Here is a 26,171-nt window from a genome sequence, read left to right as displayed (position 1 = left end):
TCAGGGAAAAAGTACCTGAATTTTCCCCCTGATCACTCCCATGCCTGGTACTTTTTGATTGACAAAAAGTCTAAAAGTCTTACCCAACAAGGTTTTTAGATTTATTCAGCAGACCCTACCTAAAAAGAAGGTTAGAAACTAAGTACATCAAAGCTTTCAGCTTACCAAATTAGGTTACACTTCATCTTGACGAGAAAGGCTACATTTACAAAACCTAGCAGAATAGGAAGTAAATACAGGGTAAATTTTATTGTTTTTCTGATGCCAAGACGCGGATTTGAACCGCGGACACGAGGATTTTCAGACCAAAAAGCAAAATCTGAAAACTAAAACCAAACAAGCGTTTTGGGATGACCTTTTTATTTTATACCTAAATTTGAACTAAAAAGCCTGTAATTTTCGTGTTACAAGTGTATATTTTGGCTGGTGATCGGTAAAATTGGTATTGTAAAAAAATTTATGTAGATTTATGGGCGTTCCTGTCACTTTTCTTTCTCCCAATAGTCAATCCCTTCTCGGTAGTACAATCACCAATTTAGTACCCACTGAAACTTATCTGGTTGTGCCTTGGTCCGAAATTTCCTCAGCTTTACAATCGGGATCTTCCACACCTAATACCTTGGAAGATTGGATCGCGGCTATCAATTATACCCTCGTCGATCGATCTTTGACAGATATCAATCCCACAACACAACAAAAACTCACCGCAAGCCGCCGATTTATAACTCAAATAAATGGTAAAGGGCTTGATAATGGAAACTTTGAATCTGGTGTTGACCTAGTGGGTTATCAAATTACCACCACGATCTACACGCCCGACCCTTCTCCCGTTCGCCCGCCCGCAACTGATCTTTAATGGTTTATAACCCTCCGCTTGTAAGGCCGCCCCTCTCCCCTTTACGTCCCCCGTTCCCTTCTCCCTTTCGGCCGCCGGGGCCGAATCGGCTGCCGCCTACGCAAGTCGCCCCCATCTTCTCCCCGCCTACTTTGTTACCGCCTACGGATAGAGATTTAAAAGGAACAGTTTGTATTTATGCCAACGCTCCTATCTGGGAGCCTAAAAAAATTCGCTACAGGTATCCGGGAGAAAGTTGGCAAGAAATAGCGGGGGATAGATATACTTTAGGAAGTATCCCAAAATATCCTCTTACTTCTTATGTGTCCGATTGGTTTATTTATGATGTCAGCTACACTTTGGAAGCTCTGAGATGTAGTGATGATAATTTGCTGGGGATTGGCACGGTCACTTTTCCCGATCGTGTCGTAACCGATCGTCAGATAGAGGAAATCATTCCACAACCGATGGGAAGCCGGACAGGTGGAAATAATACTAATACTTATCAGATCAAGCTCCTTAATTTTTCGAGCCTGATTACTGCCACGAGTAATAGATGGCCTTCTCTCCTTAGAAATAATAGTTGTAATAGATATCGTACATTTAATTATAAGATTAAAGATTTAAAGAATAATCAAGATGCTCCCCTAACTCAATGTGTTTTTAAGGTATTTAATATTTTCAATGAAGAAATCCTATCAATCACTAGAGATGTTTGCCCAGAGGTGATAGTAGTCCCTGAAAGATGCTATTATAAAGCCGAAAATGAGCGATTAGTCCGAAGAGTTATAGTTGGCTTTCTTCAGAATCTAAGAACTGAATATAATGGCAATTGTGCTACCGTTTGGCGTGATGCCCCACCTTTACCCTTTGCTACGGAAATATACAAAGAATGTTCTGATAATCCTAGTTGTCCACCGCCTAGAATTCGGTTTGACAAAAAATGCGAGGAAAAATGTGAGCAGTGTCCACCGGGAACTGCTATTAAGGTATTATTAGGAGGTAATATAGCCTGTGTTGATTCTGTTGGGTGTGTGCTGAAAACTGTAAAATATAAACCGGGATGTAACAGTTATGATTGTATTTGTGGTTAATCTTGTTCCTTTATTAATGATTAATTACTTGATTTTGTTAGATAAATCTGTTAAGGGATGGATTGGATATACTTTGTTGGAAATTTATATTTTATATTTGATAAACTATGGTTAATTGTGTTTTTAAAGGGCTAAAAGGCGATCCAGGCCAACCGGGAAGGGATGGGAAGCCCGGGAAAGATGGAAGCCCGGGGAAAAAAGGAGATAAAGGCGATCCAGGCCAACCGGGAAGGGATGGGAAGCCCGGGAAAGATGGGAAGCCCGGGAAAGATGGGAAGCCTGGGAAAGATGGAAGCCCGGGGAAAAAAGGAGATAAAGGCGATCCAGGCCAACCGGGAAGGGATGGGAAGCCTGGGAAAGATGGGAGCCCGGGGAAAAAAGGAGATAAAGGGGAGAAGGGAGATAAAGGCGAGAAGGGAGAAATTCCAAAGTCACAGCCAATTAACTGCGGATTATCTTTGATATTCAATCCCATTTCTTGTGTTCTCACGGCTAATTTAAGAGTCGATAAATGTTCCATCACTACCAGTGTATCTATGCTTTGTGATATTCAACGAATAATTAATGAGATTCAAATAACAAGTCGCGCGATTAGCTTGCAAGCAAGCAAGAATCACACTCAACATATTAGTAAATCTCAAGAAATTCTCAATGAAATATTAAAACTCGATTTTGACTGTGATAATGGCTTAAATGTTACTTTGCCTATTTTAAGAGGGATTGACGTAAATGTTAATAATAATCTCAATTTAACTAATCAAATTAGTCCAAAAATTGATATAGTCAATAAAAATGTTATTGATGTTAAAGCCACTGTAACCAGCATTAACCAAAACATTTCGACAATAAAAAATGATTTATCGTTAGTGTCTCAATAAGTGATCAGCCTAATTTCAAGTGTGTCTCAAGTTAGTACTGCTATTAATTCGCTTGTTTTTTCTGTTTCTAATGTTCAAACTATAGCTAATAGTATTAATTTAAATATTTCTAACGCCAACAGCTTGCTTGCTAATACTCAAACAAATTTAAACTTAATTTTAAACGCATCTAATACTACATCAAGTAATGTGAGTTTAGTTTTGAACTTGGCATCAACTATTAATAACAATATTAAAACAATTTTAAACTGCTGCGAAAAAATTAAAGATTTATTAGAAGAAGACCCACTCCCGCCTCCGCAATTTGATTTGATTAATATTATTTGTGTGGATAATAATCCAAGTTATCAAGAAATAATTATAACTGTTAATGATGTATTTGAAGCTATACAACTTGTTAACAGTCAGGTCGCATTTTTGCAGAAACAAGTATGTAACAAAGAAAATAAAGATGAATCTGATTTAATTGAAAAAATTTATAAAATTCTTGGAGGTGATGACTGGTTTACGCAAAGCAATACCCCTTGTATCACATTAAATATTGAAGAAAGAATCAGAAATTTAATAAAGTCCCAATGGGGATTAGAAGCGGAAAAAGAAACCGAAAATTTAGAACTGAGAAATATTATCGATGTAGTTTCGGGATTTTTATCGTGTAATTATTTTAGGTCTGGACTTCAAGAGTATCCCTTTAATGTCGTAGAAGATGTAACTAAAAAAGTTGCCGATGATACTATTAAAAAAATTAGCTATCAATCGCAATTTGAAGAGTGGCGATTCAAGCAATTAGATGCCTTATTTGGGCAGTTCCCCATCAAGATTAAAATTGAGGATAATGACTTAATAAAAACTGGAGACGACCCGCTAGAAATAGAACTCCCTAACCTTGCGGAAACCTTAGCAGAGTTGACGGGCAAAACCTTGTTTAATGAGGCAATGCTCAATTTGTTGGTCAACATTAACTTCCGTTTATTAAATGAACAAGGTAGTACTAAATTACAAGGTTATAGTACTAACAAAATGGTCGAGGAGATTATTGATTATCTTGGCTTTGAAAACCAAAAATCTAAAGAAAAAATCCGATTTCTTTACAATCCTAAGTATGACATAACAGAAGGCGAACAACCCAATTTTGAAGAAATGCTCAAAGAGACTGAAATTGATGTCGATATTGAACAATGCACTGAAAAGCAGTCTTTTGAGCAAAAACTTGATCAGTTGCTTTTTAGTGCCGCAATTATCCAAACAGCACTCTACGAAAAAGTCAATCCGAATAACTTATCTAAATGGGGTAATTTTGTCAAGGAGTATAAAGATTTAGTTGACGCTTTTTCTACTGATAAAGAAACAGAGGAAAATGAGCTAAACGAATTTATTGAAAAAGTAGAAGAAGGATTTACTGGTGAAACAGGCATCATAGACTCAGCTAATCCTTATGGTCGCCCACGCGACCAGCGCCCTAGAATTCGTAAAATTGGCAATAACAATGGAGGCAATAATGGGGGTAATTAATTTAGCGCGATCCGCCTTGAAATCAGAACAAGTTCGTACAGCTATCGCAGGGGCTAGTCGAACTCGGCAGATTACTAGGTCTCAACCTGATCAAGGAAATTGGTTTACCAATATTCTTGGATCTATTTGGGGGGGCATCACCGGTCTTACTGGGTTTATTATTGGTGCGTTAGGAGCGATAGGATTTAGTTTTGTCACGCTCTACAATTGGCTTAGAAGTGGCATTAGTTTTATTTATAATTTTAATTGGAATATCACCGACCAACAAATAGATCAGCAGCTTAAACAAATGCGACTAATGCTAGTTGGACAGATGGGAGAAACTGCTGGTAATTTTATCGGCTTTCTTGCTTGTGGTGTTATCCCTGGGTTAATTATTGCCAAATTTAATAAACCATTAGGTGCTTACGTTTTAAAAGAAGTCTCAGAAGAAGCTTTTGATGAATTAATGGGAAATTTACGAGTATTACTATCTCAAACTACTCGCACGATTGCTGCTCATATTATGTATGGCGCTTATAAAAATATTCGCAGAACAATTAAAGAGGTTTTCCGAAATCCTAACAGTCAGCAATCACAAGCTGCTCAAGCCATTTTTGGCTCTAACTTTAATAATTGGATACGAGCTTGGGGCGCTCCCAGTTCTAAGCCGTGGTCTTTTGCGATTGCCGTAGAAGAGGCAATCGAAAGCCTTCCCGATGGATATATTGAGGAGTTTGTAGAGAATTTTTATGAAGGCTTCTTAGAAGGGTGCGATGAGGCTGGTTTCGTGGTGGCTCAAAGCTTGGATAGTTGGTACGCTGAACAGCGATTAGCAAAAAATCAATTGTTAGGTGATGATACCGTATTAGAGGTCACGCCCAATAGGGAAGCCGAAAAAGAGCGAGTCTTAGTCGCTGGACCAATGGAATTAGTTAAAACGCAATTAGTGAATATTGTTACCCAACATCAGTTAATTGATAACCGGGATATTGGTCAGTTTGTCGGTGAAATTCATCGAGAATCCATGACTAAAAATTTTATTGAAGGTATTGCAATTAAGATTAACTTTCGCGGCGAAAAAGAACCGCCATTCCGCACTAGCAAGCGAGTTAATTATACTATTCCTATGATTAAAAGAAGTAAATTAGACTGGGAAGTGATCAAGCTTGCTTGTGGTGGGACAAATGGCTACTTATGGGGGAGATTTTTAGCGACTGTCAGGTTTAAGCAAACTGGAGTTCCTAATTTAAAAATTTATGGTGCTACCAGTGGCGAAGTGGAAGATAGAGCTAAGGCTTTTATTGATCTGACTGACCTAGAAATTGCCACTCTAACAATTGCAGAAGAAAAAAAAGAAGGAAGACGACGCGAGTTTGATAAGGCTTTATACAAAGAAACGACTAGAGTTTATCCTGCTTTTCTAACCATTGTTAACCGAGAAAAAGTGCTGCTAGAAGAACAAGGAAGGGCGACTCTCTCTGGTGTTTATAAAGAGCGTCGCTTTCGCATCCCTTTATGGACTAATGACGCTCCCCCAGACTTTGACGACATTAAAACCCAGATTTTATCTACACGGGGAGCCAATCCCTAACAGTCCTTAGCGAAAATAGCGAATATTCTTCAACAGAAATTCTCGTTCTTTTTGCAATTGGACTAGCACAGCCTCTGTGGGCAAATTTAATTCGTCAGCTAATCTTTCTACCAAAGCACGTCGCGGGCTGTAATTCACAGGATGTCCCCATCGTTTGCGAGTCCGCAAAATAGCCCGACGGCTTCGGAGATTCATTCTGGAATAGCAGATCAAGAGCATATTTTTTGATGCAATGTGCAATTAGCATCACCTATGGTTCTGTTTTCACCCTAACATCCCCGAACCCTCTTGCAAACGAACCCTTAAGCGGGCTATAACGGTTAGCAGGCAAGTTTGAGCCTGACGTTTTACAAGGAAGTGTTTTATGCCCATTGCTTATTTTGACACTGCTGGCACAGCCGCATCTGCTGGGATTTTTATCCCTCGCGACAATATTGCTGGTTTGACGGCATCTACTGAGTTAGCATCCTCGGAACCCGAAATAAACAAACAATGCAAATTTTTAGCTGGTTTCTTGGCTACTTTACAGTCAACCATTGCCTCTAATCGACTTGTTCCTAGTTCTTTGGCGACTGCATTAGGTTTTACCGTCACAAAGGGTAATCCTATTGGAGTTAGCCCTGGAATTTTCAATCAGCTTTTCACGATTAGTGCTGCGAATGTCATCGATCACAGCACAGATAGTTTTTACCCGATTCCAGTTCCTATCACAGGAACGAATATCGGAAAAGGCGTATTGAAAATTACGGATGTTTTTCCCGACGCTATCGCTATAGCGAGCGCAGGAGCAATCTCTGAAGCGGGAATTTTACTTCCTCACAGCGATATAAATTCTTATGGGGCAGAATCCGCAACCGACCCAGATGATGACTCTCAATCTCGAAAGTGGTTTCTTTCCGTTGCTCGATATTTGTTTGACAAAGTCCCCGCACGGGTAGTAAACACAACGTCTTCGGCTGTAATCACAAAAACACTGGGAGATATTGTCGAATTTACTTTAGCCGATAATGCTCTCGCAACAACTAACCCAACTACAGGCCTCGATCCCGAAAAAACAACCGCAAACGATATTTATGTTAAACCAATTTCGTTCAATATTCAATATTTATTGAACGAACAATCACAAACATTTGACGTGCGGATCGTTTAATCCTACTGACAATTAAGGAGAAGAAGCTATGCCAGAATACACAAGAGGTAAACAGCGAGATCAAGATGTAGCAGTTTTGCTGTTTAAAGGAGTTTATTACCAATTTAAAACTAAAGACCTATCAAAGGTTCCTGGTGTGGGCGAGGGAGACCTGGCAGTGCTAAAGCACGTAAAAATAAGCAATGACGGGGGAGGAATTCCAAAGTCTTCCATAGTATTTCTAAGAGCAAACGCTCCAAAACCTCCGCGCGTAAGCAAACAACTGAGCAAAGAGCCTACTGTACAGGGGAGTATTTCTACTTTTTGCGCGCCTGATGCCTTATCAGCATCTTTGAGGGCCGGTTGGAACCTTGTTAAACCTGGTCGTGCAGCCGGGGCTCAAATTGGCCCTAAATCAGTTACAGCAATCGCAAAGCTTTCTAATGGCGTTTTATACGGTTTTTCCTTAAACAAAAGGGATTTTGAAACGTACAAGACTCCGTTAGGTTTAGAAGGTCCAGAGTCACTTACAACTGATGCAGAACGACAAAAACTGGTTATAGGATCAAGTCTTCCTAAACCAGGAAAGGCGAAGCTTAAGCTAGAAAACGGGTCTGATTTCAGTACTTTTTGCTCACACGACGCTCCACTTGGCGGAGGATTTAAGAGGATAACACAAGAAAGGCTTATTTAACAATCATGGATGGATTTATCATAACATCAAATCATCCTGAGTTTTGGGCGATTCTTCATTCGAGCCCTCCTCCTAATTGGCGGGATAATATTAAGGGCGACATTGCTTATCTTGTTCCTGATAATAATGGAATTCTTCAAGTTATAAACGCTGATGAGTTAGACGATTACGATGACGAAAGTGAATTAGAGGAGGATGATTATGGCTTATGGTTGCCCTCTTGGACGATCTCGGAATCTGGAATGATTTAGGTACGATTTTGCCAGATAGTGACTGGCAAAATTTCCCTAGAGAAGCAAAACAAGGGTTGTCTGTTTTTCGAATAGCATGGAGCGGCGACTTGAGCGATGTTCGGAGCCGTGTACAGTTACGCGCCATTTACAATCGGTCTGGGTTTAGTGTCCCTGGGTCTAAATGGTTTCGGCTTTTCCCCAAACAAGGCTCTGAAATTGTTTTTTTTGATTTTCCTGACGAACTAAAAACGCAAAAAGTGGTGAGAGGATTTCAAGCTTTAAAGTGGTACAAATATTTAAGAAACGGGATTAATATTGATTCTAGGTACTCCTTAACCATCCAAGAATTTCAGCCCTTACCCGATTTTGAGAGAGAAATTCGTCCTTTATCAGCATCTTTAGTGCAAGAAATTGTCAGCGAAGTATTAAAGCGGTCTAACATTGTTGGGACAGACGAGTCAACATTTAACACCCCACTGTTTCCCCCTTAAATTCATATGGCTATTACTCCTTCAATCATTCCTGCAGGGCAAGTTACCCTAAGAGGCTATCAAGAAAATAATATTTTTAGACAAGCGCAGGGGATAGAATCTTACATTCAGCTATCAAATTTTAATCTATTAGTTGCCAATCAGGGGGTAGTGTGGGAAATACCCGTGAATTTTGAAGTTTTATCAATCTGGGTTAAAACTGCCAATATTCCGACACAATCGAGCAAGATTGACTTTTTGTCTAACATAGTAATTTCTGGTGATAATTTTTCGCCGACGTTAACTTTAAATTTGCAAGCGCAACAAATTGATTCTTTAAATACTTGGGCAAACTACTCACCGCCTACAACGATCATTCAAAAAGGTCTCGCGCTTAAAGCACAAGCAAATGTCCCAGTGGAAATTATCTACTTAATTGGGCGTGAATGCTGGCTAGATACTGTAAATCCATCACTTATCTATGATCCCAATTAACCATGATAAACTTAATTCCCATTGGAAAACCAGGAGAGTCTGGCTTACCTGGACCACTAGGCCCGCAAGGAATACCAGGACTTCCGGGGATTGATGGTAAGAATATTGAATTACAGACTACATCTACTCATATTCAATGGAGATTAATCGGTGATTCAATATGGACTAACTTAATCTCTCTCTCTAGTATTACTGGTCCGCAGGGTATTCAAGGTATTCAGGGGATTCAAGGCCCACAAGGTCTGCAAGGTTTACCTGGATTACCCCCTTCTGAGTCTTGGCACTTTCCTATTTTCGCACTAACAGAAAACGATCCAAGATTAGAAGGAGCATCGTTCCCAAAAACACTGACGATAACGGGAGCTTTAGGTAGGCAGACCACTGTATCCAAATTAGCAGGATTAATTAATACTCTATCTTCAGGAACTGCAATTATTACTATTCAGTATGGAATTACTAGCTTTACTAACATTACAGGGCTTTCCACTTTAGCCTGCACCACGTCGGAACTTGCTGATCAAATAGCTTCAGCTAATAATGTTATTCCTTTAGGTAATAGAATTAGGATTCTTTTTACCTCAATTACGGGTACACTAAATTTATTTTTTCGCTTAGATATTTCGGAGGCTTTATGACTGCTAATACTTTAGACTCAATTAGAAAATTTATTTCTGGGGAAGATACTCCCATAGTAAAAGAGCTTTATCTTTTGGCTTTACAGAGTGTTTGTCAAGAATTTATTCAAGCAATTAATACTTCTGCTTATTTCTTGGCAGAAATCCAGCCTAATCTTAATTCTCCTGATTCCATTTTCTTGGCTGCAGCCAAGGCTAAACTGGCTGATTTATTACGGTTTGACCAAGTGATTCCCTATCGAATTACTGAACTGGCGATGAGAGAAGCCGTGATAGGAAGCAATCCTAAAATTAATTTACAGCTATCTCCCGAAGGTAAATTAATCCCTCCCGGTGAAAATGATATCCACAATGCTGTGGCTTCTCAATTAGCCGACGATTCTTTAATCAAAGAGTTACTTCTAAAAGGAATTATCAAACTTTCTTTAGCAATAGGATAATGACTAAAATTTTTATTATCAATCCTGTGGGTCGTGCTTTTTTCCCTCGTGATATTGGTCCATCCTTAGCTTTTTGGTTTACCGTCAAAGATAGCAGTAGCATCATTTTAAACGGATCGAACGCACAGGAATGGCGCGATAAAAGTGGCTATGACCGACATATTTCCGCTCCTGCCGCAACTAACAGACCGTTGTGGGTTCCATCAGCAATTGATGGTTTGCCATTGTTAAGATTTGATGGCGTTGATGATATCTTAAGGAATGCGACTACCGGAACAGCAGGGTTGGCTAATGTCACGATTTTGGCAGTTTTTCGGTTTGTTAGTGGGGGGAGAGACGACTTAGCGATTGCTTTTGGTGGAGATGGCACGGGAGGAATAAGAAGCCTTTATAGAGCAAACAACGCGACAACTTTAGGAATGTATGGATGGTTCCGCGACATTTTAACATCAAATTATTCTGCTGATATTGGGGGAGATTTTCATCTTTTTGAGATGTGGAATACAGCCTTGTCGGGGGGAAGCCATGTATTTTTGGGTAGAGATGGGAGAAATAATAGTTATACCCCTAGTGGTGGGGGGATGCTAAGCCCAACAGGTAACGGGTTTTCTGTTGGCTCGTGGATTAACGATATAAATAATTACGCCAGTAATATAGAAGTTAGGGAAATTTTGGGTTTTTCCACTGCTTTGTCAATGAAGAATTTACAAAAAGCGGAGGGATATTTAATGCACGAGTGGAATATGCAAGGTCTTTTGGCAGCCGATCACCCGTTTAGAAATCGTCGTCCTTTAGTCACAGACTAATGAATTAAAATGATTATTATTTTGTTATCTCTTGTCTTTCCTTTATTATCTTTCTTTTATTATGTCAAGAATTTCAAAAAACAATAAAATTGCCTTAATTCTTATTTTGGCCGGACTAATTACTGGAATCGTATTGAGTGTAATTCTGTCAGAGGAAAAGTTAGCTATGGCTTTAGTCTCGCCCAATGCTGTAGTTGGGGGAGGATTAGCTGCATGGTCGGTAAGCCAAAATAAAGATGAAGATGAAGATAAATAAACTACAAATTAACCGGAAAAATCTTAACGCACTCGTTTGAAAGCCTAAGATTCAATTATTAAATTTATCCACAAGGAAAATAATGCCTTCACAAATAATCACTAACGGAAAAACTCCTAACACTTTTGTTTCTCAATGGCAGAATGACTTAGGACACTTGATTTTAGGAAGCAAAATCACTTTAGACTTTAACCCAGTTATTAAAGCCAGCGGGTTAATTGACGATTTTGTGATCGTCCATTATCAAGCCAAGCCTATATTTTTACGGCGTTTTGGCGTAGTCGCTACTGGCAAATATTTTTCGGTTTCGAGTATCGAGGCCAAAACACCCTATCGCAGTGTTTTAGTCCACGAGACCAACTTGCTCTTTCCCCCTAATGGAGTCCTGATCCACGCCAATAGTCGGGTCGTCGTGGATCAGGGTGTAGCGACGATCATTCCCGCTTGACTTTATGCCCATTGCCATTACTCTCATACCATTTAGGCTTTTTCCCGATGAACCTTAAACTTTCGCCAGAATAAGTGGACCCGTCGGCTAACTGGTAAAGAGTCCATGTCTCTCCCGTAGCGGTGACAGTTCCCTCCCTAATGCCTATCACTTCGCTCTTTCGTAGCTCATCAAAAAGTATCTCTTTGTATTCAACCTGATCGCCAATCTCTAGCCGATCGCTTTTTGGTGGTTCTTTTTGCTGTGGAGAGGGAAAATTATCAGAAATATTTTTTTCTAAATTTCCCGAATTCAGAGGATCAGGTGGATCGCCCAAGCCTGAAACCCGCTCACCATGACCGTTTTGAGGGTGATCCACTAGGGTGATCGTGGGGTGATCGGTTAATTCTTTTATGGGAACGATCACCTGTTCATCTGTACTGCTTAAAGATTTTACCCAGACTCGCTGACGCGCTTTCCCAACGATTTTGCGTTCCCATCCGTTCTTAGTCAGACACCGAGCAACCCGGCCTTGTACCCGCTTGTCTTGCATCGAAATATCAATATTTAAGGCTTCTGATAGGATCGCCCGAATTGTTACCTGAGTTTTTTCTCCCGCAGCAAGCCATTCTAGTATAACCTCTTCCCATGTGTCTGTCTCTAGAAAATGCTCGTTATTCTCTTTGGCTAGTTGCTCCTCTTCATCGGTTAAGTACCATTTTTCACCCGCCGCATAAGCTGCTACCGCCCCTGACCAGATAGCATTGCGCTCTTGAATCAAAAGATCAGTGTCAATCCTCTCGACCTCCACGGGAATAACCCAATATCTCCGGTTCCCCGTCGGGTCCGACAGAAACTCACCCTCGTTAGTGGTTCCCACAAGAATCTGATGCCGTGGATGATTAGCCGTTTTTCGCCCGTAGGGTTCCCGGAAACAATCGGATGTACAAGTGATAAAAGCTTTAATTTCTCCTGATTTCTTCTTATTCAAAACCGACTCAATTTCCGACCATTCAATGATCCAGTTTCGATGCAACTTTAAAAGCTCATCCTTAGTATCCCCAGTCTTGAAATCGTCGTTAAACCATTCGCGACCGGCCAAGTATTTAAAAAAGCTGCTTTTTCTAACACCGGTCTTACCTTGTAGAACTAAAGCGGTATCAACTTGACAGCCCGGCTCGAAAATCCTAGCCACAGCAGCGATCAAGGTTTTTTTCAGAAAAATATTGTATAGAGGATTCTTTGTACCGAGGTATCTTTCGGCCAAATTATCTAAAGATATCGGAGGAACCTTGTTGGCTACAGCCTCCAAATAAGAACGGACGGGATGCCACGAATTTTCCTTAGCCACCAACATAAACACATCCAAGGCCAAGGCTTTAGAGGCTTTAATACCGTGATGAATTCCTAGCTCTAAATAAGCATTGTCAAGATCGTACTCTTCTCGATCCAACTCAACTTCTCTGGTCATTTCATTAAAACGCAATCTTGATCCAAAAGTCGAACTAACGTACTGATATAATTTTCTAACGTCTAACCTGAGCAACGGCTCTGAATTGTCTGTATCCTCAAGATCAAAACCTCTTGACAGCTTTCTTTCCTCAAGATCGATCGCGGACTTAATGGGCTTATCCCAAATTGGACGATCTACGATCGATCCGATTAATCCATCAAGACTATTCGATCCTTGTTTGAGCCAATCTGCTACATCAAACCCCTTTGAATCAGGAAGATCAATCCACTCCCAATTAGAAAAATCGGGAAAACACCACGAAAAGGGAATACTTGCCTGCTGGAGCGACTTCGCTACTTTTTCCCCGTGCTTTTTCCCCGGTACATCTCGATCGGGACAAATGATCACCTTTTTGGCCCCGATCAAATTTTCCGTATTGAAGCCCGACCACTTCCCCGCCCCCCTTAAATTAGTAGTGGCAATATGCCCACTTTTAAGGAAAAGTCGATTAAGGGCATCAGAACAAGCTTCCCCCTCGACAATCCAAATAGTGTCACCTCGCTCAATAGCTTTTCTTACTGCCGAGTACCCATACACTGGCACGGTTTCTCGATCGATCGGGCCAGTTCCCCTAGCCAACTCCCCCGATTCCGAGTAATGCCACTGAGAAAAGGATTTTTTACCTTGGCCATCATCGGTTCGTTTGACTAAAATTAATCTTTTACCGGATATATCGTAATAAGTCCAGGATCTTGATGCTTTCGGACAAACCTGCTTAGTAAATCTTTCCTGAATCATTCGATATTTCCTCGTTCCGTCCTTGTCGAAATATTCAGTCGATTCCCAGCCGGCAGCTGGTTCGGACTCTCGCTTGCACACCCCATACAGCACCCCACTCTCGGAAGTGTACTCGTAACACCATTTATTCTCGTTTTTCTTGCCACAGTGAGGGCATGGAGATGGATAAGTTAGCGATTTTGTGTTAAAATGATTCATAATTAATAAATGAAATATAGATTAATTTCGGACAGCAAAACCGTTTTTGCTGTCCTTTTTTTGATTAACTGGCCGGATTACAGGAAAACTTTGTCCTTAACAGCCATTCAACATAGGGATAATTCATCTGATCAATCAAGAAAGCAAAGTGTAACAAGCCGGCATTACTGAGAAAGGAGTACCCACTACCAGATTCCGTTCTACGCCCACCATTAAAAAAAGCAAGTACATCGCGTCCAAAAGTACACTCACAATAAATCTCGTGACGGGAGAAACAAATCTCAACCTTCCCATAAAACCACCCATGATCAAACAAAAAACGCATAACTAACCTCCCATTAACCAAGTTCTACCAAATTTCGCTACATACGCTCGATGATCTGCATTGAGCCGATCAAAAGCATCACTAGCACGACGGCGTTTTTCGCGAAGCTCAAGGATAATATGGCTTTCTGTCCGCGGCGATTCCTTTTCAGCAAACAAAAAGCTGTTATCTTTATTGCTTGTCTTCCGTGTTTTACTGCCCTTATTGTTCATAATTGATAATTTTCAGGATCATAATTAATCTCCTCATCAATCTCCAAATCGTCGAATCTATCACCGTACAAGCAATCATCATGATTGCAATTGGCTATGGTCAAAGGAACATAGGCATTAAGCTCCTCAATCCAAAGAAATCGCCGGTCACAAGTCAGACACTTTTCTAGTGCCTTCATTCTTCTAACTCTCCTATATTCCAAGGTTGAGTCAGATCGACCGAACTTAAATCGGATTGACGCTGAACTAATAACCGATCGTTAATCAAGATTCTGCCCACAGCTTCCTGAATACTGTCAGCCGTGACCCGATAGTAATCTCTATAACCTCGCTCGCCTTGTCCGTAAACGGCCCCCGATATTTTGCTCTGGATATCCATATCAAAAGGACTCCGGGGCTCGACCTCGATCAAATAGAAATAGCTCATTTCACCTCAGAAGGAAAAGCGAAAGGATAACCCTGATGGGAGGGGGAAGGGATAAAAGTGGCGACTGGGAGAAATCGCCACTAAAAAGATGGAAAACCCAAATAAATCCAATGGTCGTTACGCCATATTCATACCTCCGACTGCTTCACAAGTGGTAATCATCATTCAAGATGGAGATAGATCACACTTTGCCTAGAAGATGCGATCGCTTTTGAGAGAGACAAGCCAGTTAGGGAACTAAAGCGACTTGTCCTCTTTTTGATATGTCTAACGTGATGTCAGACAGACATCATTATTGTACAATGGAACCTGTAGCAAAAGTCAAGCTGGTTGAAGGTGAAAACGCTTTGAAACAAATTCGGCAAGCACTAGGAATGAGTCAGCGAAAGTTTGCTGAAGCATTGGGTACTTACCAAAAAACTGTTGTCAGATGGGAAAATGGGGAAACTAAGGCCATGTTGTCACTGGCACAGATAAAAGCTTTACAGAAGGCAATGAGACAAATTGGGTTAGATATTGAAGACCTACCCGACGATCTCTAATTGTTAAATTTTGTTACTCTACCCAGGAACCAGCCTTATCGGTGCGAAGTTTCAAGCCAAACGCACCTCATAATTTAACCCAACAACCTCGTAACCCCTCTCCTGTAGAGGGCTTTTTTTTAGTACAAACAAACGGGTGATCGTAATAATTAAACGATCACCCAGAGGATCACCCAGAGGATCACCTAAACGATCACCCTTAAAACCCTTACTCTTACTTGTTTTTTTTTTTTGATCATTAAGATGATCATCCTGATCCTCCGTTTGTGTCCAAAAACTTTTTTTAAATCACACGCAAAAAAAAAACGATCGCTAAACAGCGATCGATCAACACCCAAGACCCAACACCTGACCTATCTTTTTTTCACTGGTGAGGTTGACTGGTAAAACAACCGCCGCAGTGCCTCGACTTCATTTTTTAAATCTTGATATGACGACTCTAGAGCGGTCAGTCGCAAATCATGATCGTTGCTGACCCCTTCCCCACCACTGGAACCGTCAAGGGCTTCGATTAAAATCCTTTTTGCTGTCAAGCCTAAAGATTCTCTATCTTTAGAGAGAGTCTTTAATTTCTCTAGGTATTCGCTAGAGAGAGAGAACTGTAAATTGTTTGGAGACGTTGGCATTTTGAATACCTATGATATACCTATAATCATTATACCTATAAACTACCTATGGTCAATACCTTGCCCTCTAAAACTACCTGTGTTAGTATAGGTATAGGTATATAACCTATAAAGTACCTGTAAAAAGGATAAAGCCTATGACTACCAATAAATACAGAATCCAAGCTTATATAGATAAACCCTTGTCTGAGTACCTAGAGTCTTTTGCTAAGTCGGAGGGTTTATCGGTGAGTCAGTCCGTGGAAAAAATACTGATTTCCTTTTTTGATCAATCAACTTTCAAAGAAAAGCTCGATCGCCAAACTCTCCAAAAGGCGATCGAGCTTCTTTCTTCTCTCGTTGGTGAGTCACTGGTGAGTCACCAAGTAAGTGAGTCACTGGTGAGTCACCAAGTAAGTGAGTCACTGGTGAGTCACCAAGTAAGTGACACACCACACCGCGAAAGTAAGTCATTAGAAGATCACCCCGACACTGTTCTCCAATATCTCTATGGGGTCGTTTTGGTTGAGGATAAAAAGATCAAGGGTTTCTGGGATGGTAGAAAGTACCATGATGACCCCAACAGGTTGAAAATTTACAAGGCTCCCCCTCAAACCAGAGTGATGAGCAAAGCGGAAATTGAAGCTTCCTATCGTGGTCAAGCCAGATGGAACGATCTTTTTAAATTACTGGAATTATTGGGGTATCCCCACGGCTTCTCGAAGTGGAAAACCGTGACCTTAGAAAAAAAGTGGGTAAACTCAAACCTAGACAGTTAAATCAAAAAGACGGTTTAAGCCGTCTTTTATTCGTTTTTTAGTCGATAAAATCATTCTATCGTGTATAATGTTAAAAGCTTTTTTAGTCGCTTTCTAATTACTGTCCATGGAAGAAACAAAATGCTATTTTTTGACTGTTGAAGTTAACAGCGAATTTGACAAGCTTTTTCAGGAATGGTTAGAAAATTTGCATTTTTCAAATTTTGACGGTAAAAAAATAATTGAAGGTTTTGTCAGTTGTGATTCTTCTGATGATTACGATGAAGAAGATTTCTGGTACAACAAGATTAAATATTAGGAGGTAAAGGCCGATCCGCCCTACTTAGAATTAAACTCATAGCCCGTTCGTGGGTTTTCCGATCAATCCAGAGCCGATAGACTTCCGTGTGAACCCCAATCGAGTGACCCATTTGAGAAGCGGCAAGGGAAACATCTAGGCCAAACTCGATCGACCTTCTAGCCCAGCAGTGCCGGAGGTTGTAAGGCGAAAAAGGTACGCCTAGCCGCTTGTAAGCTTGGGTCACGCGGCTGCCATAGTCGCTATTTTTTTTTCCATTGACCTCTGGCTTGAGAATATTTCCCAACTCCCACCGATCAGCCCATTCGGGGAAAAGCGGCCACATATAGCGCTCGCTGGTTTTGCCCCGATTCACATACGCAATTGGCCAGTCATCCAGATCAGTGAAAAATATTTCATGATTTCTCAGCCCGAAAGTCGCCTGCATTCCGTAAGCCCACTGCCACGATGGGCTATCAAAAGAATCTCGAACGGCAGCAATAGTGTGATCGTCAGGGAGTGATCGCGGTGAGACTGCCTTGATAGAATAGCTGCCCACCAATTCCCGAAAGCGGTGATCGATTTTTGCCAAATCGCTAAGTAAGGCGTAAGCGAGAGCGTATCGCCGCCGGCTTCTCGTGTTTGGTCTAGTCTCAGAGAATAAAGCCTGTTCTAGTAGTTCTTTTGATAGTTGCTGGTCTTGTGGCAATTTTGCTAAAGGTTGATAATAATCAATTTTCCAAGTCTGCTCGCTGGTAGGATTCCTTTGGTGAGTGGAAAAATAATTATTTTCTAGGCGATCAATCCAATACCCGACCAAGCATACTGGGGGGGTTTCCTCTGCTAAAAAATGCGACCAATCAAATTTGTTTTGAGCAAGTAATCCCCCGATAATTTTCGCTTCTGATTCAGCGAAATCTAACCCATCACTGTTAGCGTAAACTCCCAAGCTTATTCTCTGCTGAGAGTAAGCAGATTTACCTGGTTTAGGGGGGAAAGTTCCCCGGAGATAAAGCCTTTTTCCCCTAATCTCCAAAGCGACCCCGATCCTTGCCACGTTTAATCGTCGGTTGATTTCCTCAAGTCGTCTTTTAATCAGATCCATATGTAAATAAAGCTAACTGTCCGATGTTTATATTGCCTTTTCTGCCTGAATGCTTCCTTAAGTGACAAGCGGAACATAAGGCTATCAAATTATCGGGGTGATTATTCCCGGGATTGTAATCTTGGTGGTGTACCGTCAAAGTTTTTCTCGCTTTAAGAGAACGGTCGGCTATCGGGGTAGGTGTGCAATCAAGTCCACATTCTTGGCACTGCCAGTGTGCTTGAGTTTTGATAGCTAAAGCGATTGATGTCCAATTTTTAGGATATCGGCTTCTATCCATTGGCATAAATAATGACCTCTGATTTTCATAGGCTAAAACTGGACTAACCTTGCCAATTCCTTAAAAGCTTTAAGTTTAGGCGCGCTTTTGGACATCTCCACATTTAGGGGTGTACCTCAAAACCTTGTCCGTATTTAGTGTTTTTCTGATGCCAAGACGCGGATTTGAACCGCGGACACGAGGATTTTCAGTCCTCTGCTCTACCAACTGAGCTATCTCGGCGTTTTTCAGTCCTTTCTCAATATAGCACCCTCTCTAAATAATTGCAAGGTTTTTTTCTAAAAAGTTTTCTGCTCGACTAGATTGGCAAGGTGAGGGTAAAAGTGGTGACAGCGTTGGCGCTGGTGACATCAATGGTGGCATTCAGGGGTTTAATCAGTTTGCAGACCAAAGCTAAACCTAAACCGGTACCACTGTAGCGCCAGGGATCGTGGTTAGGAATGCGATAAAAAGGGGCAAATATTCTTGATAATTCCTCTGGGGCGATTTCTACACCCCCATTGCTCACACTAATTAATATTTGCTCGCCCGCACGCCTGACATTTACCCTAATTATTCCTCGTTCTGGGGTATATTTAGAAGCATTGGTCAGTAATTCCGCTATGATGCGCTCGATAGCGCACAGACTGGTGTTAATCTCCGGTATATCCCCATCTATATCTAAAATTAACTGCTGTTGTCGCTCGCGGGTGAGATGACGAAAAGGTTCCACTAATAAGGGTAGCCACGAAAGTAAGTCGATTGCTTCGATCGCCGGGGGTTCGGTTTCGGCATCCAGATAGGTTAAAGTCAAGAGATCATTAACTAACTTACTCTGACGTTGAGATTCAATGTTAAGAATTTGCAACAGTTGACCGATCGAATCCTGTGGATCAATCTCGATCCCTTGATATTCTAGGAGACTTTCCAGGGTTTCCACCGCTAGACGAATGCTGGTAATCGGGGTTCGCAGTTCATGGGAAAGGGTTTTCAGGAATTCGCTTTTTAATCTTTCCAGTTTTTCTAATTCCCGCACTTGTGCTTGGGAAGATTCGTAAAGTCGCGCCTGTCGAATAGCGATCGCACATTCGGCGGCAATATGTTGAATCAAATTAGTTTCTAAGGAGTTAAAAATCTGATTAGCTGGTCGAATTAGCCAAAGATTGCCCAAAAAACCCTGATCGTCAAAGATAGGACAAGCACAACGGTTAACACGACCAATTTGCGGATTGCCAAGGGGAAGACGATCGACAAATTGTAAAATTTGTTTTTGCAGCAGCGGTTGATAGATTTCGGGAAAATCGCTAATTTGACGGGTAATTCCCTGACAGATAAGCTTTTGAGTGGTATATTCATGGACAATAGTGGCTTTGCTGCGACTGGGATCGTAAAGCTCAATTTGGGCGCGTTCTACGGGTAAAACCTGGACTAATTCCCTAGTGGTGGTTTGCAGAATATGATTTTCATCGAGACTATCGCGAATTTTTTCGGTAATCCGTCCGATTAATGCTTCATACTTCAAACTCATCTGCAATTCGGCGGTTCTTTGCTGAACCTCCGATTCTAGGGCAGTATTCAAGCATTTTACCCGTTGGTGCAGTTCTGCTTGTTGAATGGCAATTCCCACTTGAATGGCTAATTGTTTGAGCAGATCGATTTCTTGGGATTGCCAAGAGCGAGTTTTTTGGCAATTTTGGGCAATTAGTAACCCCCAGAGTTGGTTATCGCAGATAATTGGCACCACCAAGTTAGCCTGTACTTGCAAAGAGGTTAGTAGGCTGCGATAACAGGGATCAAGTCCCGAATTATGGACATTTTCAATAACTTGAATTCTCCCGCGACGATAATTTTCCAGACGTTCTGGGGATAAATTAAAACAGGGATCCTGTATCCTGTTTCCTAAGACAGAATTAATCCTCGGGGTATGGGATTCCACCACAATCATGCCACTATGATCGGGGAATAAACGATAAATTAACACTCGATCGCAGTTGAGAAATTGTCGCACTTCTTTAACGGTTCTTTGCAGAATGCGATCAAGATCCAATGATTGCCGGATTCTTTCCTGCATTACCCCCAGCAGTTGTTCTCGTTCTGCTTGCAATCTTAAAGCTTCTTCGGCCTGTTTGCGTTCGGTGATATTGGTGCTGGTTCCCACTAAACGATAGATGCGCGCATTGTTATCCCGTAGGGGTGTTAAAGTTGTTAGCCACCAGTAGGGTATATTTTGAAAAGGTAAATACTGTTCGTAGGAAATAGTTGTTCCGTAACGTACACAATCACTATAGTGTTGCCGCACACTACGCGCATCATCGGGGGGAAGGATTTGTTCGGGAGTTTTGCCTTTAATATCTGATGAGCGCAGTCCTGTCCAGCGTTCATGAACGGGGTTTGCTCCCACATAGCGAAAATCTCTATTTTCCAGCACGTCCACTACAAAAATCGACGCTTGCACGGAATTAAATATACTACGCAGAAACTGCTCGGAATCCTCCTCTTGTAGCTGTCCATCTAACTCGGTCTCGATTGCTGATGGCTGCTTTTCCATAAGAGCCTCCCATTGTGCTAATTGGTGGATTTGGATCGATAATCACAAAATCGTTGGCTACTCCTAGAGCGATTTAACAATTTCTTAAGATTCTCGCACGAATTTTCCTATCCGCTGCCGATTCTGATATATTTCTTTGCAAAAACGAGAAAGCAACCCCAATATACTGAGATCGCTTATCAGTTATGAGTGATCAGGTTTAAGTTTTAAGTTAAGTAGCTAGACACAATTAATTACACATATTGTATGAGTGCCTATCCTCACCAAGAAGTTAATTTTGTCCTATTACTTATCAGAGTTCAATTACAGCGTTTCTCATCAAGATGACGCATGACCTAATTTGGTATCGACGACCGGCTCTCCAAAAGGAGAACTTCCTACCTCACCATTTAAGATAACTGCTGTAATTAGTTAACTATATATGTTATTTTCAGTAATCACTGTTCACTGATTACTGATTACTGATCACTGAATTTAGGCTTCTTGGTTGACAAAAGGTAATAAAGCCATTAAACGGGCGCGTTTCACCGCTTCAGTTAAATCTCGCTGTTGTTTAGAAGTCAAACCGGTGATACGTCTAGGCAGAATTTTGCCGCGTTCGGTGATGAATTTGCGGAGGAGTTCGGTGTCTTTGTAGTCAATCGGTTGACTGGGGGAGATGGGAGAGAGACGTTTACGATAGTAGCTCATAGATTTGTAAAGATTACTTGACTTTTTAACTAAAGTGTGCTTACTTAATTTCCTTGTGGACGGTGTGCTTATTGCAGTGGGGACAGTATTTCTTGATTTCCAGTCTGCCGGTGGTATTGCGACGGTTTTTGCTGGTGGTGTAGCGAGAAACGCCGGGGGTACGCTTATCGGGATTACTGCGGCATTCCGTGCATTCTACAGTGATGATCAGGCGAACGCCTTTTTTACTAGCCATAACAACAGGGGATCGGGTAAATTTACACGCAATCGATCATTATGACATATCTAGGGCTTTTTAGGCAAGAGCGGCCAGGGCAACGCAGGGAATTGTCGGCTAAAAAGTTTGGCTTGGGATGAAATCCAGCACAAAAAAGCTAGAATAATCACAGCAGTTGGCGAGGATGAGGAAAAATGACGGTAAGATTGGGTAAACCGATTTTAGTGACGGGGATAGGCATTACCATCGCTTTCACCCTGGGGGAAACTCTCAATAGCAGACTGAGCGAAATCGGTTCCTGGGGTATTTTAGGTGCGTTTGTCCTTGGTGCCGGTATCTGGTTTTGGCAAAAACCCAACTCGAAAATCGATTTTTCCCTTTCCACTCCCCTGAGTCTAGAAAAGGTTAAACAAGCGATTAGCAAGGCCGAGAAGATAATTAATTATCTGGCCAAAGAAGACCCCAATCAAGACTTAACCCCACTTAAAACCACTTTAACCCAATTAAACCAAGAATTTAGTCGCCAAGACCTGAAAATTGCCATTACCGGCGCTAGAAAAACCGGTAAAACTGCCTTAAAAAAACTACTAGAAAGCGGCAACTTTGGAGAATCTATCGCTTTTCTGGAAACGGAACCCCTTCTGACTCTCGACTCTACCGCTAACCGGAAAAAGTCCCTAGCAGCCGACTTAGTTTTGTATCTTATCAATGGGGATTTAACCGATTCCGAATGGCAAATCCTCCAGCAATTCGATCGAATGCACCAGCGTGTTATCCTGTTACTCAATAAACAGGATCGTTTACCCGTCGAAACCAGAGAAGAAATTCTCCTTTCCCTAAAACAAAGACTGAAAGAAACTATTCCCTCTCATCATATTTTAGCCATAGCCGCTGCCCCTGAACCCCTAAAAGTTCGTCAACATCAAAGCAGTGGAGAAATCAAGGAATGGACGGAAACCCAAACGGTAGTTATCGATCCTTTAGATAATCATCTCCAACAAATTATCGAGCGAGAAAGGTCCGAATTAGTTCTGGGAACTATCTGGAGACAAGCGCTAGAATTAGAAAAGGAAACCAAACAATTACTTAATCAATCCCGACGCAAAAAGGCTTTACCTGTTATCGAACAATACCAATGGATAGCCGCTACTGCCACTTTTGCTAATCCTCTTGCGGCCCTAGATTTAGTTTTAGCGGCAGCCACTAACGCTCAAATGTTAGTGGATTTAGGGGCAATTTATCAACAAAAAATGTCCCTTGAACAAGCAAAAACAGCCATGACTACCCTGGGGAAAATGATGATACAATTGGGCATGGTAGAAGTGACCACCCAGGCATTAGGAACGATTCTCAAGGGAAATGCGATTACTTATATTGCCGGTGGTACAGTGCAGGGAATTGGAGCAGCCTATCTAACTCGTTTAGCTGGTTTAAGTTTAATTGAATATTTCCAAGAACAGGAAATTAACGAGCAGCTGAATAATGATTGGAATTGGACGAGTTTGCAGAATAAAGTTAAACAGGTCTGGGAACAAAATCAACGCCTAGCATTTTTACAGGATTTTGTCAAGCAAACGAGCGCTCGTTGGTCGGCATTTTCTGGTTAAAAAATCTAGTTAAGAACTGGAAAAAGGTAAATGCTGACGCAGCACATCCCAGGGTGAACAATTCCAATAATCGATATGAGAAATAATCAGATTATTGTCATCGAGAGTTAATTGGCTGCGTCCAGAAATAGCGATGCGGGGCCGCCAAGGTAAAGGGGTTGTCCAGTGCAATGTCCAACGGGTATTAATAATATTTCCCTGCTGTTCAATTGCGTGGACATCCATCTTGATAGCTTGGAACCATTGACTCATAAAACCAATCATTTCCCGATAGCGTTTAATCCCCCGAAATTGATTGAGAGGGTCTTGAAAATAAACGTTATCAGCATAAATGTCATAGGTTTGATCGAGGGGAAATCTTTGATAATCTTGCTGCAAAATAGCGATAATATCCATAAAGTACCAAATTATTCCCGATAGCTATTGCCTTTTTTCACTGTTGAGAGGTCACTGTTAACTATTAACATATTACTCCCGTCAAACTAAAGGGACGGACTTCAGTAATTTTAACCTTAACAAATGTGCCTCGCAATTCCTCAATATTTCCCGTAAAGAAAGTTAAGCGATTACCTCTAGTTCTTCCCATAACTTGACCAGCATCTTTAGGGTTAACGTCTTCCACTAAAATTTCCTCAATTCTGCCTAAATATCTTTGGGAACGTTCAGCAGCTTTTGTGGCCACTAAATGATTTAATCTTTGTAAGCGATCGCTTTTTACCTGCTCACTTAATTGATTATCCCAAATAGCGGCCGGAGTACCGGGACGGGGAGAATAGGCAGCCGTATTTAATTGATCAAAACCAATCTCATCGACTAATTTTAAAGTATTCTCGAACTGTGCCTCTGTTTCTCCGGGGAATCCGACAATCGCATCGGCACTGATGGCAGCATCCGGCATTAAATCGCGAATATTAGCAATAATCTGTCGGTATTTTTCCTGAGTATAGCCCCGTTTCATGGCCTTGAGGATATCATTATCCCCCGATTGAAAAGGGATATGAAAATGTTCACAAACTTTAGGTAATTCCTGACAAGCTTTAATCAAACGTTCGGTAAAATAGCGGGGGTGACTGGTGGCAAAACGGAGACGTTCAATGCCGGCCACATCGTGAACGTAGTAGAGTAAATCGGTGAAATTGTGCAGATTTCGGCCGCTTGCCGTCACTCCGGGTAAATCCCGTCCGTAGGCATCAATATTTTGACCTAAAAGGGTGATTTCTTGATAACCCTGTTGTCCTAATTGGTCCATTTCTGCTCGAATTGCCGCAGGAGTGCGAGATTGTTCCACCCCGCGCACCCCCGGAACCACACAATAGGTACAGCGTTCATTACAACCATAGATAACGTTCACCCAAGCGGTAATATTACTATCCCGGCGCGGTTTGGTGATATCTTCCATGATGTGGATGGGTTCGGTGGCCACCACCTGGGAACCGTCAAAAACTTGTTGTAATAAGTCTCCCAAGCGGTTTGCGTGTTGGGGACCGATAATTAAATCCACTTCGGGAACCCGTCTTAATAATTGTTCCCCTTCCTGTTGAGCCACGCAGCCAGCGACAATTAAAGTAAGATCGGGTTGAGTTTGTTTGCGTTTAGCCTGTCTACCGAGATAGGAATACACCTTCTGTTCGGCATTATCGCGAATTGTACAGGTATTGTAGAGGATTAAATCGGCTTCGTTGGCATCCTCAGACCATTGAAACCCCAAATCTTCTAAAATACCCGCCATGCGTTCGGAGTCAGCTTTATTCATCTGACAACCAAAGGTGGTGATATGGTAACGACGTGGGGACTTATTCATGATGCTGGCTACAGAAACAAGAGTGCAGGTTTCTATTTTAGGCTATTTATCCTCTGACTTGAAACAGGAGACAGGAGACAGGAGACAGGAGACAGGAGACAGGAGACAGGAGACAGGAGACAGGAGACAGGAGACAGGAGACAGGAGACAGGAGACAGGAGACAGGAGACAGGAGACAGGAGATTATTTTTATTTATTGTCCCCACACCCCACGTCCCCACGTCCCCACGTCCCCACGTCCCCACGTCCCCACGTCCCCACGTCCCCACGTCCCCACGTCCCCACGTCCCCACTTCCCAGAAAAAGCATACTCAGCCATACAAGCAAAGAAAAACGAAACTTTTGCTTTGAGGATATCTCCTGACTGGTAGGATAAAAATAAACCATACTAGGCAGTTTAGCCTCGATGCCGCCGAGGCCACACCTTTAATCATCAAAGGAAAAGTATTTATATGTCTAAAAATCAAGTGTTCGACTTCTTCGCCTTAGCCGCTAAAAACGAAGAATTGGGTCAAAAAATGCGCTCAACCCAAGATCCTCAGCAATTACTAGAGATAGCTCGCTCGCAAGGCTTCGATTTCTCCCGTCCTGAATTAGAAGCGGCGCTCAAATCCTTGCACGAGAGTCCCGACTTTTTCCAAAAGTTAGCTCATGCAGTGTTAGAAGTTTTCAGTCCTAACCACGATAATTATCCCTCGATCGGTGTCCAACCCTACGAAGGCGAGATCGATCGCTAGAATCAGTTATCGGTTTTTGAACCGTCGGTCGTCAGGAGTCAGGAGATTATTTTTATTTATTCTCCCCTCTCCGCGCCTGACAGGTGTAGGTATTGTAAAGTTTCCTCCCAAGTT

The 26,171-nt window shown here is 41.7% G+C and carries 33 protein-coding genes and 1 tRNA gene; 19 read left to right on the top strand and 15 right to left on the bottom strand.

Translation table 11 applies throughout. The features are described 5' to 3' along the window. Positions 1 to 469: 469 nt before the first annotated feature. The 5 genes from EWV84_RS14270 to EWV84_RS14250 all read left to right on the top strand — a co-directional run bounded on the left by EWV84_RS14270 (position 470) and on the right by EWV84_RS14250 (position 5,892). Positions 470 to 856 (top strand): hypothetical protein, encoded by a 387-nt coding sequence (locus EWV84_RS14270; RefSeq protein ID WP_287078513.1) that lies wholly within the window; start codon positions 470 to 472, stop codon positions 854 to 856. Between the two features lie 131 nt (positions 857 to 987). Next, positions 988 to 1,929 (top strand): hypothetical protein, encoded by a 942-nt coding sequence (locus EWV84_RS14265; protein WP_287078512.1) that lies wholly within the window; start codon positions 988 to 990, stop codon positions 1,927 to 1,929. 107 nt (positions 1,930 to 2,036) lie between these two features. Continuing rightward, positions 2,037 to 2,807 carry a hypothetical protein gene (locus tag EWV84_RS14260; RefSeq protein WP_287078511.1) on the top strand — a complete coding sequence of 257 codons (771 nt, stop codon included), beginning with the start codon at positions 2,037 to 2,039 and terminating at the stop codon, positions 2,805 to 2,807. Between the two features lie 21 nt (positions 2,808 to 2,828). Beyond that, the gene (locus EWV84_RS14255; protein ID WP_287078510.1) at positions 2,829 to 4,319 is read left to right on the top strand and encodes a hypothetical protein; all 1,491 of its coding nucleotides are present in this window, start codon (positions 2,829 to 2,831) and stop codon (positions 4,317 to 4,319) included. Beyond that, complete coding sequence (locus EWV84_RS14250; protein WP_287078509.1) at positions 4,243 to 5,892, top strand: hypothetical protein; 1,650 nt, start codon at positions 4,243 to 4,245, stop codon at positions 5,890 to 5,892. Before EWV84_RS14255 ends, EWV84_RS14250 begins: the two co-directional genes overlap by 77 nt. A gap of 6 nt (positions 5,893 to 5,898) precedes the next feature. On the opposite strand, the gene EWV84_RS14245 is transcribed toward EWV84_RS14250, so the two are convergent. Beyond that, positions 5,899 to 6,087, bottom strand: a complete 189-nt coding sequence (locus EWV84_RS14245) for a hypothetical protein (protein WP_287078508.1) — start codon at positions 6,085 to 6,087, stop codon at positions 5,899 to 5,901. 169 nt (positions 6,088 to 6,256) lie between these two features. Between EWV84_RS14245 and EWV84_RS14240 the strand changes: the two genes are divergently transcribed. The 9 genes from EWV84_RS14240 (at position 6,257) to EWV84_RS14200 (ending at position 11,498) form a co-directional block, all read left to right on the top strand. Next, a complete protein-coding gene (locus tag EWV84_RS14240; RefSeq protein WP_287078507.1) occupies positions 6,257 to 7,042 on the top strand; it encodes a hypothetical protein in 786 nt (261 codons plus the stop codon). Positions 7,043 to 7,070: 28 nt separating this feature from the next. After that, positions 7,071 to 7,715, top strand: coding sequence for a hypothetical protein (locus EWV84_RS14235; RefSeq protein ID WP_287078506.1), 645 nt, complete (start codon positions 7,071 to 7,073; stop codon positions 7,713 to 7,715). A 5-nt stretch (positions 7,716 to 7,720) separates the two neighbouring features. Next, positions 7,721 to 7,966, top strand: a complete 246-nt coding sequence (locus tag EWV84_RS14230; protein WP_287078505.1) for a hypothetical protein — start codon at positions 7,721 to 7,723, stop codon at positions 7,964 to 7,966. After that, positions 7,924 to 8,439 carry a hypothetical protein gene (locus tag EWV84_RS14225; RefSeq protein ID WP_287078503.1) on the top strand — a complete coding sequence of 172 codons (516 nt, stop codon included), beginning with the start codon at positions 7,924 to 7,926 and terminating at the stop codon, positions 8,437 to 8,439. The genes EWV84_RS14230 and EWV84_RS14225 overlap by 43 nt, the downstream gene beginning before the upstream one ends. 6 nt (positions 8,440 to 8,445) lie before the next feature. Next, positions 8,446 to 8,913 carry a hypothetical protein gene (locus EWV84_RS14220; RefSeq protein WP_287078502.1) on the top strand — a complete coding sequence of 156 codons (468 nt, stop codon included), beginning with the start codon at positions 8,446 to 8,448 and terminating at the stop codon, positions 8,911 to 8,913. 2 nt (positions 8,914 to 8,915) lie between these two features. Next, on the top strand, positions 8,916 to 9,548 hold the full coding sequence (locus tag EWV84_RS14215; RefSeq protein ID WP_287078501.1) for a collagen-like triple helix repeat-containing protein: 633 nt from the start codon (positions 8,916 to 8,918) through the stop codon (positions 9,546 to 9,548). After that, a complete protein-coding gene (locus tag EWV84_RS14210) occupies positions 9,545 to 9,988 on the top strand; it encodes a hypothetical protein (RefSeq protein WP_287078500.1) in 444 nt (147 codons plus the stop codon). Before EWV84_RS14215 ends, EWV84_RS14210 begins: the two co-directional genes overlap by 4 nt. Next, complete coding sequence (locus EWV84_RS14205; protein WP_287078499.1) at positions 9,988 to 10,794, top strand: hypothetical protein; 807 nt, start codon at positions 9,988 to 9,990, stop codon at positions 10,792 to 10,794. Before EWV84_RS14210 ends, EWV84_RS14205 begins: the two co-directional genes overlap by 1 nt. Before the next feature lie 338 nt (positions 10,795 to 11,132). Then, entirely contained in the window at positions 11,133 to 11,498 is a 366-nt protein-coding gene (locus EWV84_RS14200; RefSeq protein WP_287078498.1) for a hypothetical protein, read from the top strand. Here EWV84_RS14200 and EWV84_RS14195 read toward each other — a convergent pair. The 4 genes from EWV84_RS14195 to EWV84_RS14180 all read right to left on the bottom strand — a co-directional run bounded on the left by EWV84_RS14195 (position 11,485) and on the right by EWV84_RS14180 (position 14,842). Then, positions 11,485 to 13,728, bottom strand: coding sequence for a virulence-associated E family protein (locus EWV84_RS14195; protein ID WP_287078496.1), 2,244 nt, complete (start codon positions 13,726 to 13,728; stop codon positions 11,485 to 11,487). The genes EWV84_RS14200 and EWV84_RS14195 overlap by 14 nt on opposite strands. 525 nt (positions 13,729 to 14,253) lie before the next feature. Continuing rightward, positions 14,254 to 14,463 (bottom strand): hypothetical protein, encoded by a 210-nt coding sequence (locus EWV84_RS14190; protein ID WP_287078495.1) that lies wholly within the window; start codon positions 14,461 to 14,463, stop codon positions 14,254 to 14,256. Beyond that, entirely contained in the window at positions 14,460 to 14,642 is a 183-nt protein-coding gene (locus EWV84_RS14185) for a hypothetical protein (RefSeq protein ID WP_287078494.1), read from the bottom strand. The genes EWV84_RS14190 and EWV84_RS14185 overlap by 4 nt, the downstream gene beginning before the upstream one ends. Continuing rightward, positions 14,639 to 14,842, bottom strand: a complete 204-nt coding sequence (locus tag EWV84_RS14180) for a hypothetical protein (protein ID WP_287078492.1) — start codon at positions 14,840 to 14,842, stop codon at positions 14,639 to 14,641. Before EWV84_RS14180 ends, EWV84_RS14185 begins: the two co-directional genes overlap by 4 nt. A gap of 350 nt (positions 14,843 to 15,192) precedes the next feature. Here EWV84_RS14180 and EWV84_RS14175 point away from each other — a divergent pair, with 350 nt between their 5' ends. After that, positions 15,193 to 15,432 (top strand): helix-turn-helix domain-containing protein, encoded by a 240-nt coding sequence (locus EWV84_RS14175; RefSeq protein WP_287078491.1) that lies wholly within the window; start codon positions 15,193 to 15,195, stop codon positions 15,430 to 15,432. Positions 15,433 to 15,785: 353 nt separating this feature from the next. Here the strand turns inward: EWV84_RS14175 and EWV84_RS14170 are convergent, their stop codons facing one another. Then, positions 15,786 to 16,058, bottom strand: coding sequence for a hypothetical protein (locus EWV84_RS14170; protein ID WP_287078490.1), 273 nt, complete (start codon positions 16,056 to 16,058; stop codon positions 15,786 to 15,788). Positions 16,059 to 16,285: 227 nt separating this feature from the next. Between EWV84_RS14170 and EWV84_RS14165 the strand changes: the two genes are divergently transcribed. Both EWV84_RS14165 and EWV84_RS14160 read left to right on the top strand, forming a co-directional pair. Next, entirely contained in the window at positions 16,286 to 16,816 is a 531-nt protein-coding gene (locus EWV84_RS14165; protein WP_287078489.1) for a hypothetical protein, read from the top strand. A 106-nt stretch (positions 16,817 to 16,922) separates the two neighbouring features. Continuing rightward, entirely contained in the window at positions 16,923 to 17,114 is a 192-nt protein-coding gene (locus EWV84_RS14160; RefSeq protein WP_287078488.1) for a hypothetical protein, read from the top strand. Here EWV84_RS14160 and EWV84_RS14155 read toward each other — a convergent pair. The 6 genes from EWV84_RS14155 to rpmG form a co-directional block, all read right to left on the bottom strand. Then, positions 17,104 to 18,198: a site-specific integrase gene (locus tag EWV84_RS14155; RefSeq protein WP_287078487.1), complete on the bottom strand. Its 1,095-nt coding sequence runs from the start codon at positions 18,196 to 18,198 to the stop codon at positions 17,104 to 17,106. The genes EWV84_RS14160 and EWV84_RS14155 overlap by 11 nt on opposite strands. After that, on the bottom strand, positions 18,185 to 18,478 hold the full coding sequence (locus tag EWV84_RS14150) for an HNH endonuclease (RefSeq protein WP_287078516.1): 294 nt from the start codon (positions 18,476 to 18,478) through the stop codon (positions 18,185 to 18,187). The genes EWV84_RS14155 and EWV84_RS14150 overlap by 14 nt, the downstream gene beginning before the upstream one ends. Positions 18,479 to 18,627: 149 nt before the next feature. After that, a tRNA-Phe gene (locus EWV84_RS14145) sits at positions 18,628 to 18,700 on the bottom strand. A gap of 76 nt (positions 18,701 to 18,776) precedes the next feature. Next, entirely contained in the window at positions 18,777 to 21,005 is a 2,229-nt protein-coding gene (locus EWV84_RS14140) for a sensor histidine kinase (protein ID WP_287078486.1), read from the bottom strand. Positions 21,006 to 21,479: 474 nt separating this feature from the next. After that, positions 21,480 to 21,695, bottom strand: coding sequence for a 30S ribosomal protein S18 (gene rpsR / locus EWV84_RS14135; protein WP_002770735.1), 216 nt, complete (start codon positions 21,693 to 21,695; stop codon positions 21,480 to 21,482). Between the two features lie 40 nt (positions 21,696 to 21,735). Then, complete coding sequence (gene rpmG / locus EWV84_RS14130; RefSeq protein ID WP_002734724.1) at positions 21,736 to 21,930, bottom strand: 50S ribosomal protein L33; 195 nt, start codon at positions 21,928 to 21,930, stop codon at positions 21,736 to 21,738. A 176-nt stretch (positions 21,931 to 22,106) separates the two neighbouring features. On the opposite strand from rpmG, the gene EWV84_RS14125 reads away from it, so the two are divergent. After that, positions 22,107 to 23,519: a slr1306 family protein gene (locus EWV84_RS14125; RefSeq protein ID WP_287078485.1), complete on the top strand. Its 1,413-nt coding sequence runs from the start codon at positions 22,107 to 22,109 to the stop codon at positions 23,517 to 23,519. A gap of 9 nt (positions 23,520 to 23,528) precedes the next feature. On the opposite strand, the gene EWV84_RS14120 is transcribed toward EWV84_RS14125, so the two are convergent. The 3 genes from EWV84_RS14120 to EWV84_RS14110 all read right to left on the bottom strand — a co-directional run bounded on the left by EWV84_RS14120 (position 23,529) and on the right by EWV84_RS14110 (position 25,639). After that, the gene (locus tag EWV84_RS14120) at positions 23,529 to 23,915 is read right to left on the bottom strand and encodes a C6orf136 family protein (RefSeq protein ID WP_287078484.1); all 387 of its coding nucleotides are present in this window, start codon (positions 23,913 to 23,915) and stop codon (positions 23,529 to 23,531) included. A 64-nt stretch (positions 23,916 to 23,979) separates the two neighbouring features. Then, positions 23,980 to 25,320 carry a tRNA (N6-isopentenyl adenosine(37)-C2)-methylthiotransferase MiaB gene (gene miaB / locus EWV84_RS14115; RefSeq protein WP_287078482.1) on the bottom strand — a complete coding sequence of 447 codons (1,341 nt, stop codon included), beginning with the start codon at positions 25,318 to 25,320 and terminating at the stop codon, positions 23,980 to 23,982. A 193-nt stretch (positions 25,321 to 25,513) separates the two neighbouring features. Then, positions 25,514 to 25,639: a hypothetical protein gene (locus EWV84_RS14110; protein ID WP_287078480.1), complete on the bottom strand. Its 126-nt coding sequence runs from the start codon at positions 25,637 to 25,639 to the stop codon at positions 25,514 to 25,516. A 133-nt stretch (positions 25,640 to 25,772) separates the two neighbouring features. On the opposite strand from EWV84_RS14110, the gene EWV84_RS14105 reads away from it, so the two are divergent. Further along, entirely contained in the window at positions 25,773 to 26,057 is a 285-nt protein-coding gene (locus EWV84_RS14105) for a Nif11-like leader peptide family natural product precursor (RefSeq protein ID WP_002741693.1), read from the top strand. Positions 26,058 to 26,171 lie beyond the last annotated feature (114 nt).

The sequence above is a fragment of the Microcystis sp. M_QC_C_20170808_M3Col genome, assembly GCF_007095505.1.
In the GTDB taxonomy this organism is placed as follows: Bacteria; Cyanobacteriota; Cyanobacteriia; order Cyanobacteriales; family Microcystaceae; genus Microcystis.
This window is presented reverse-complemented; position numbering and strand designations above follow the sequence as displayed.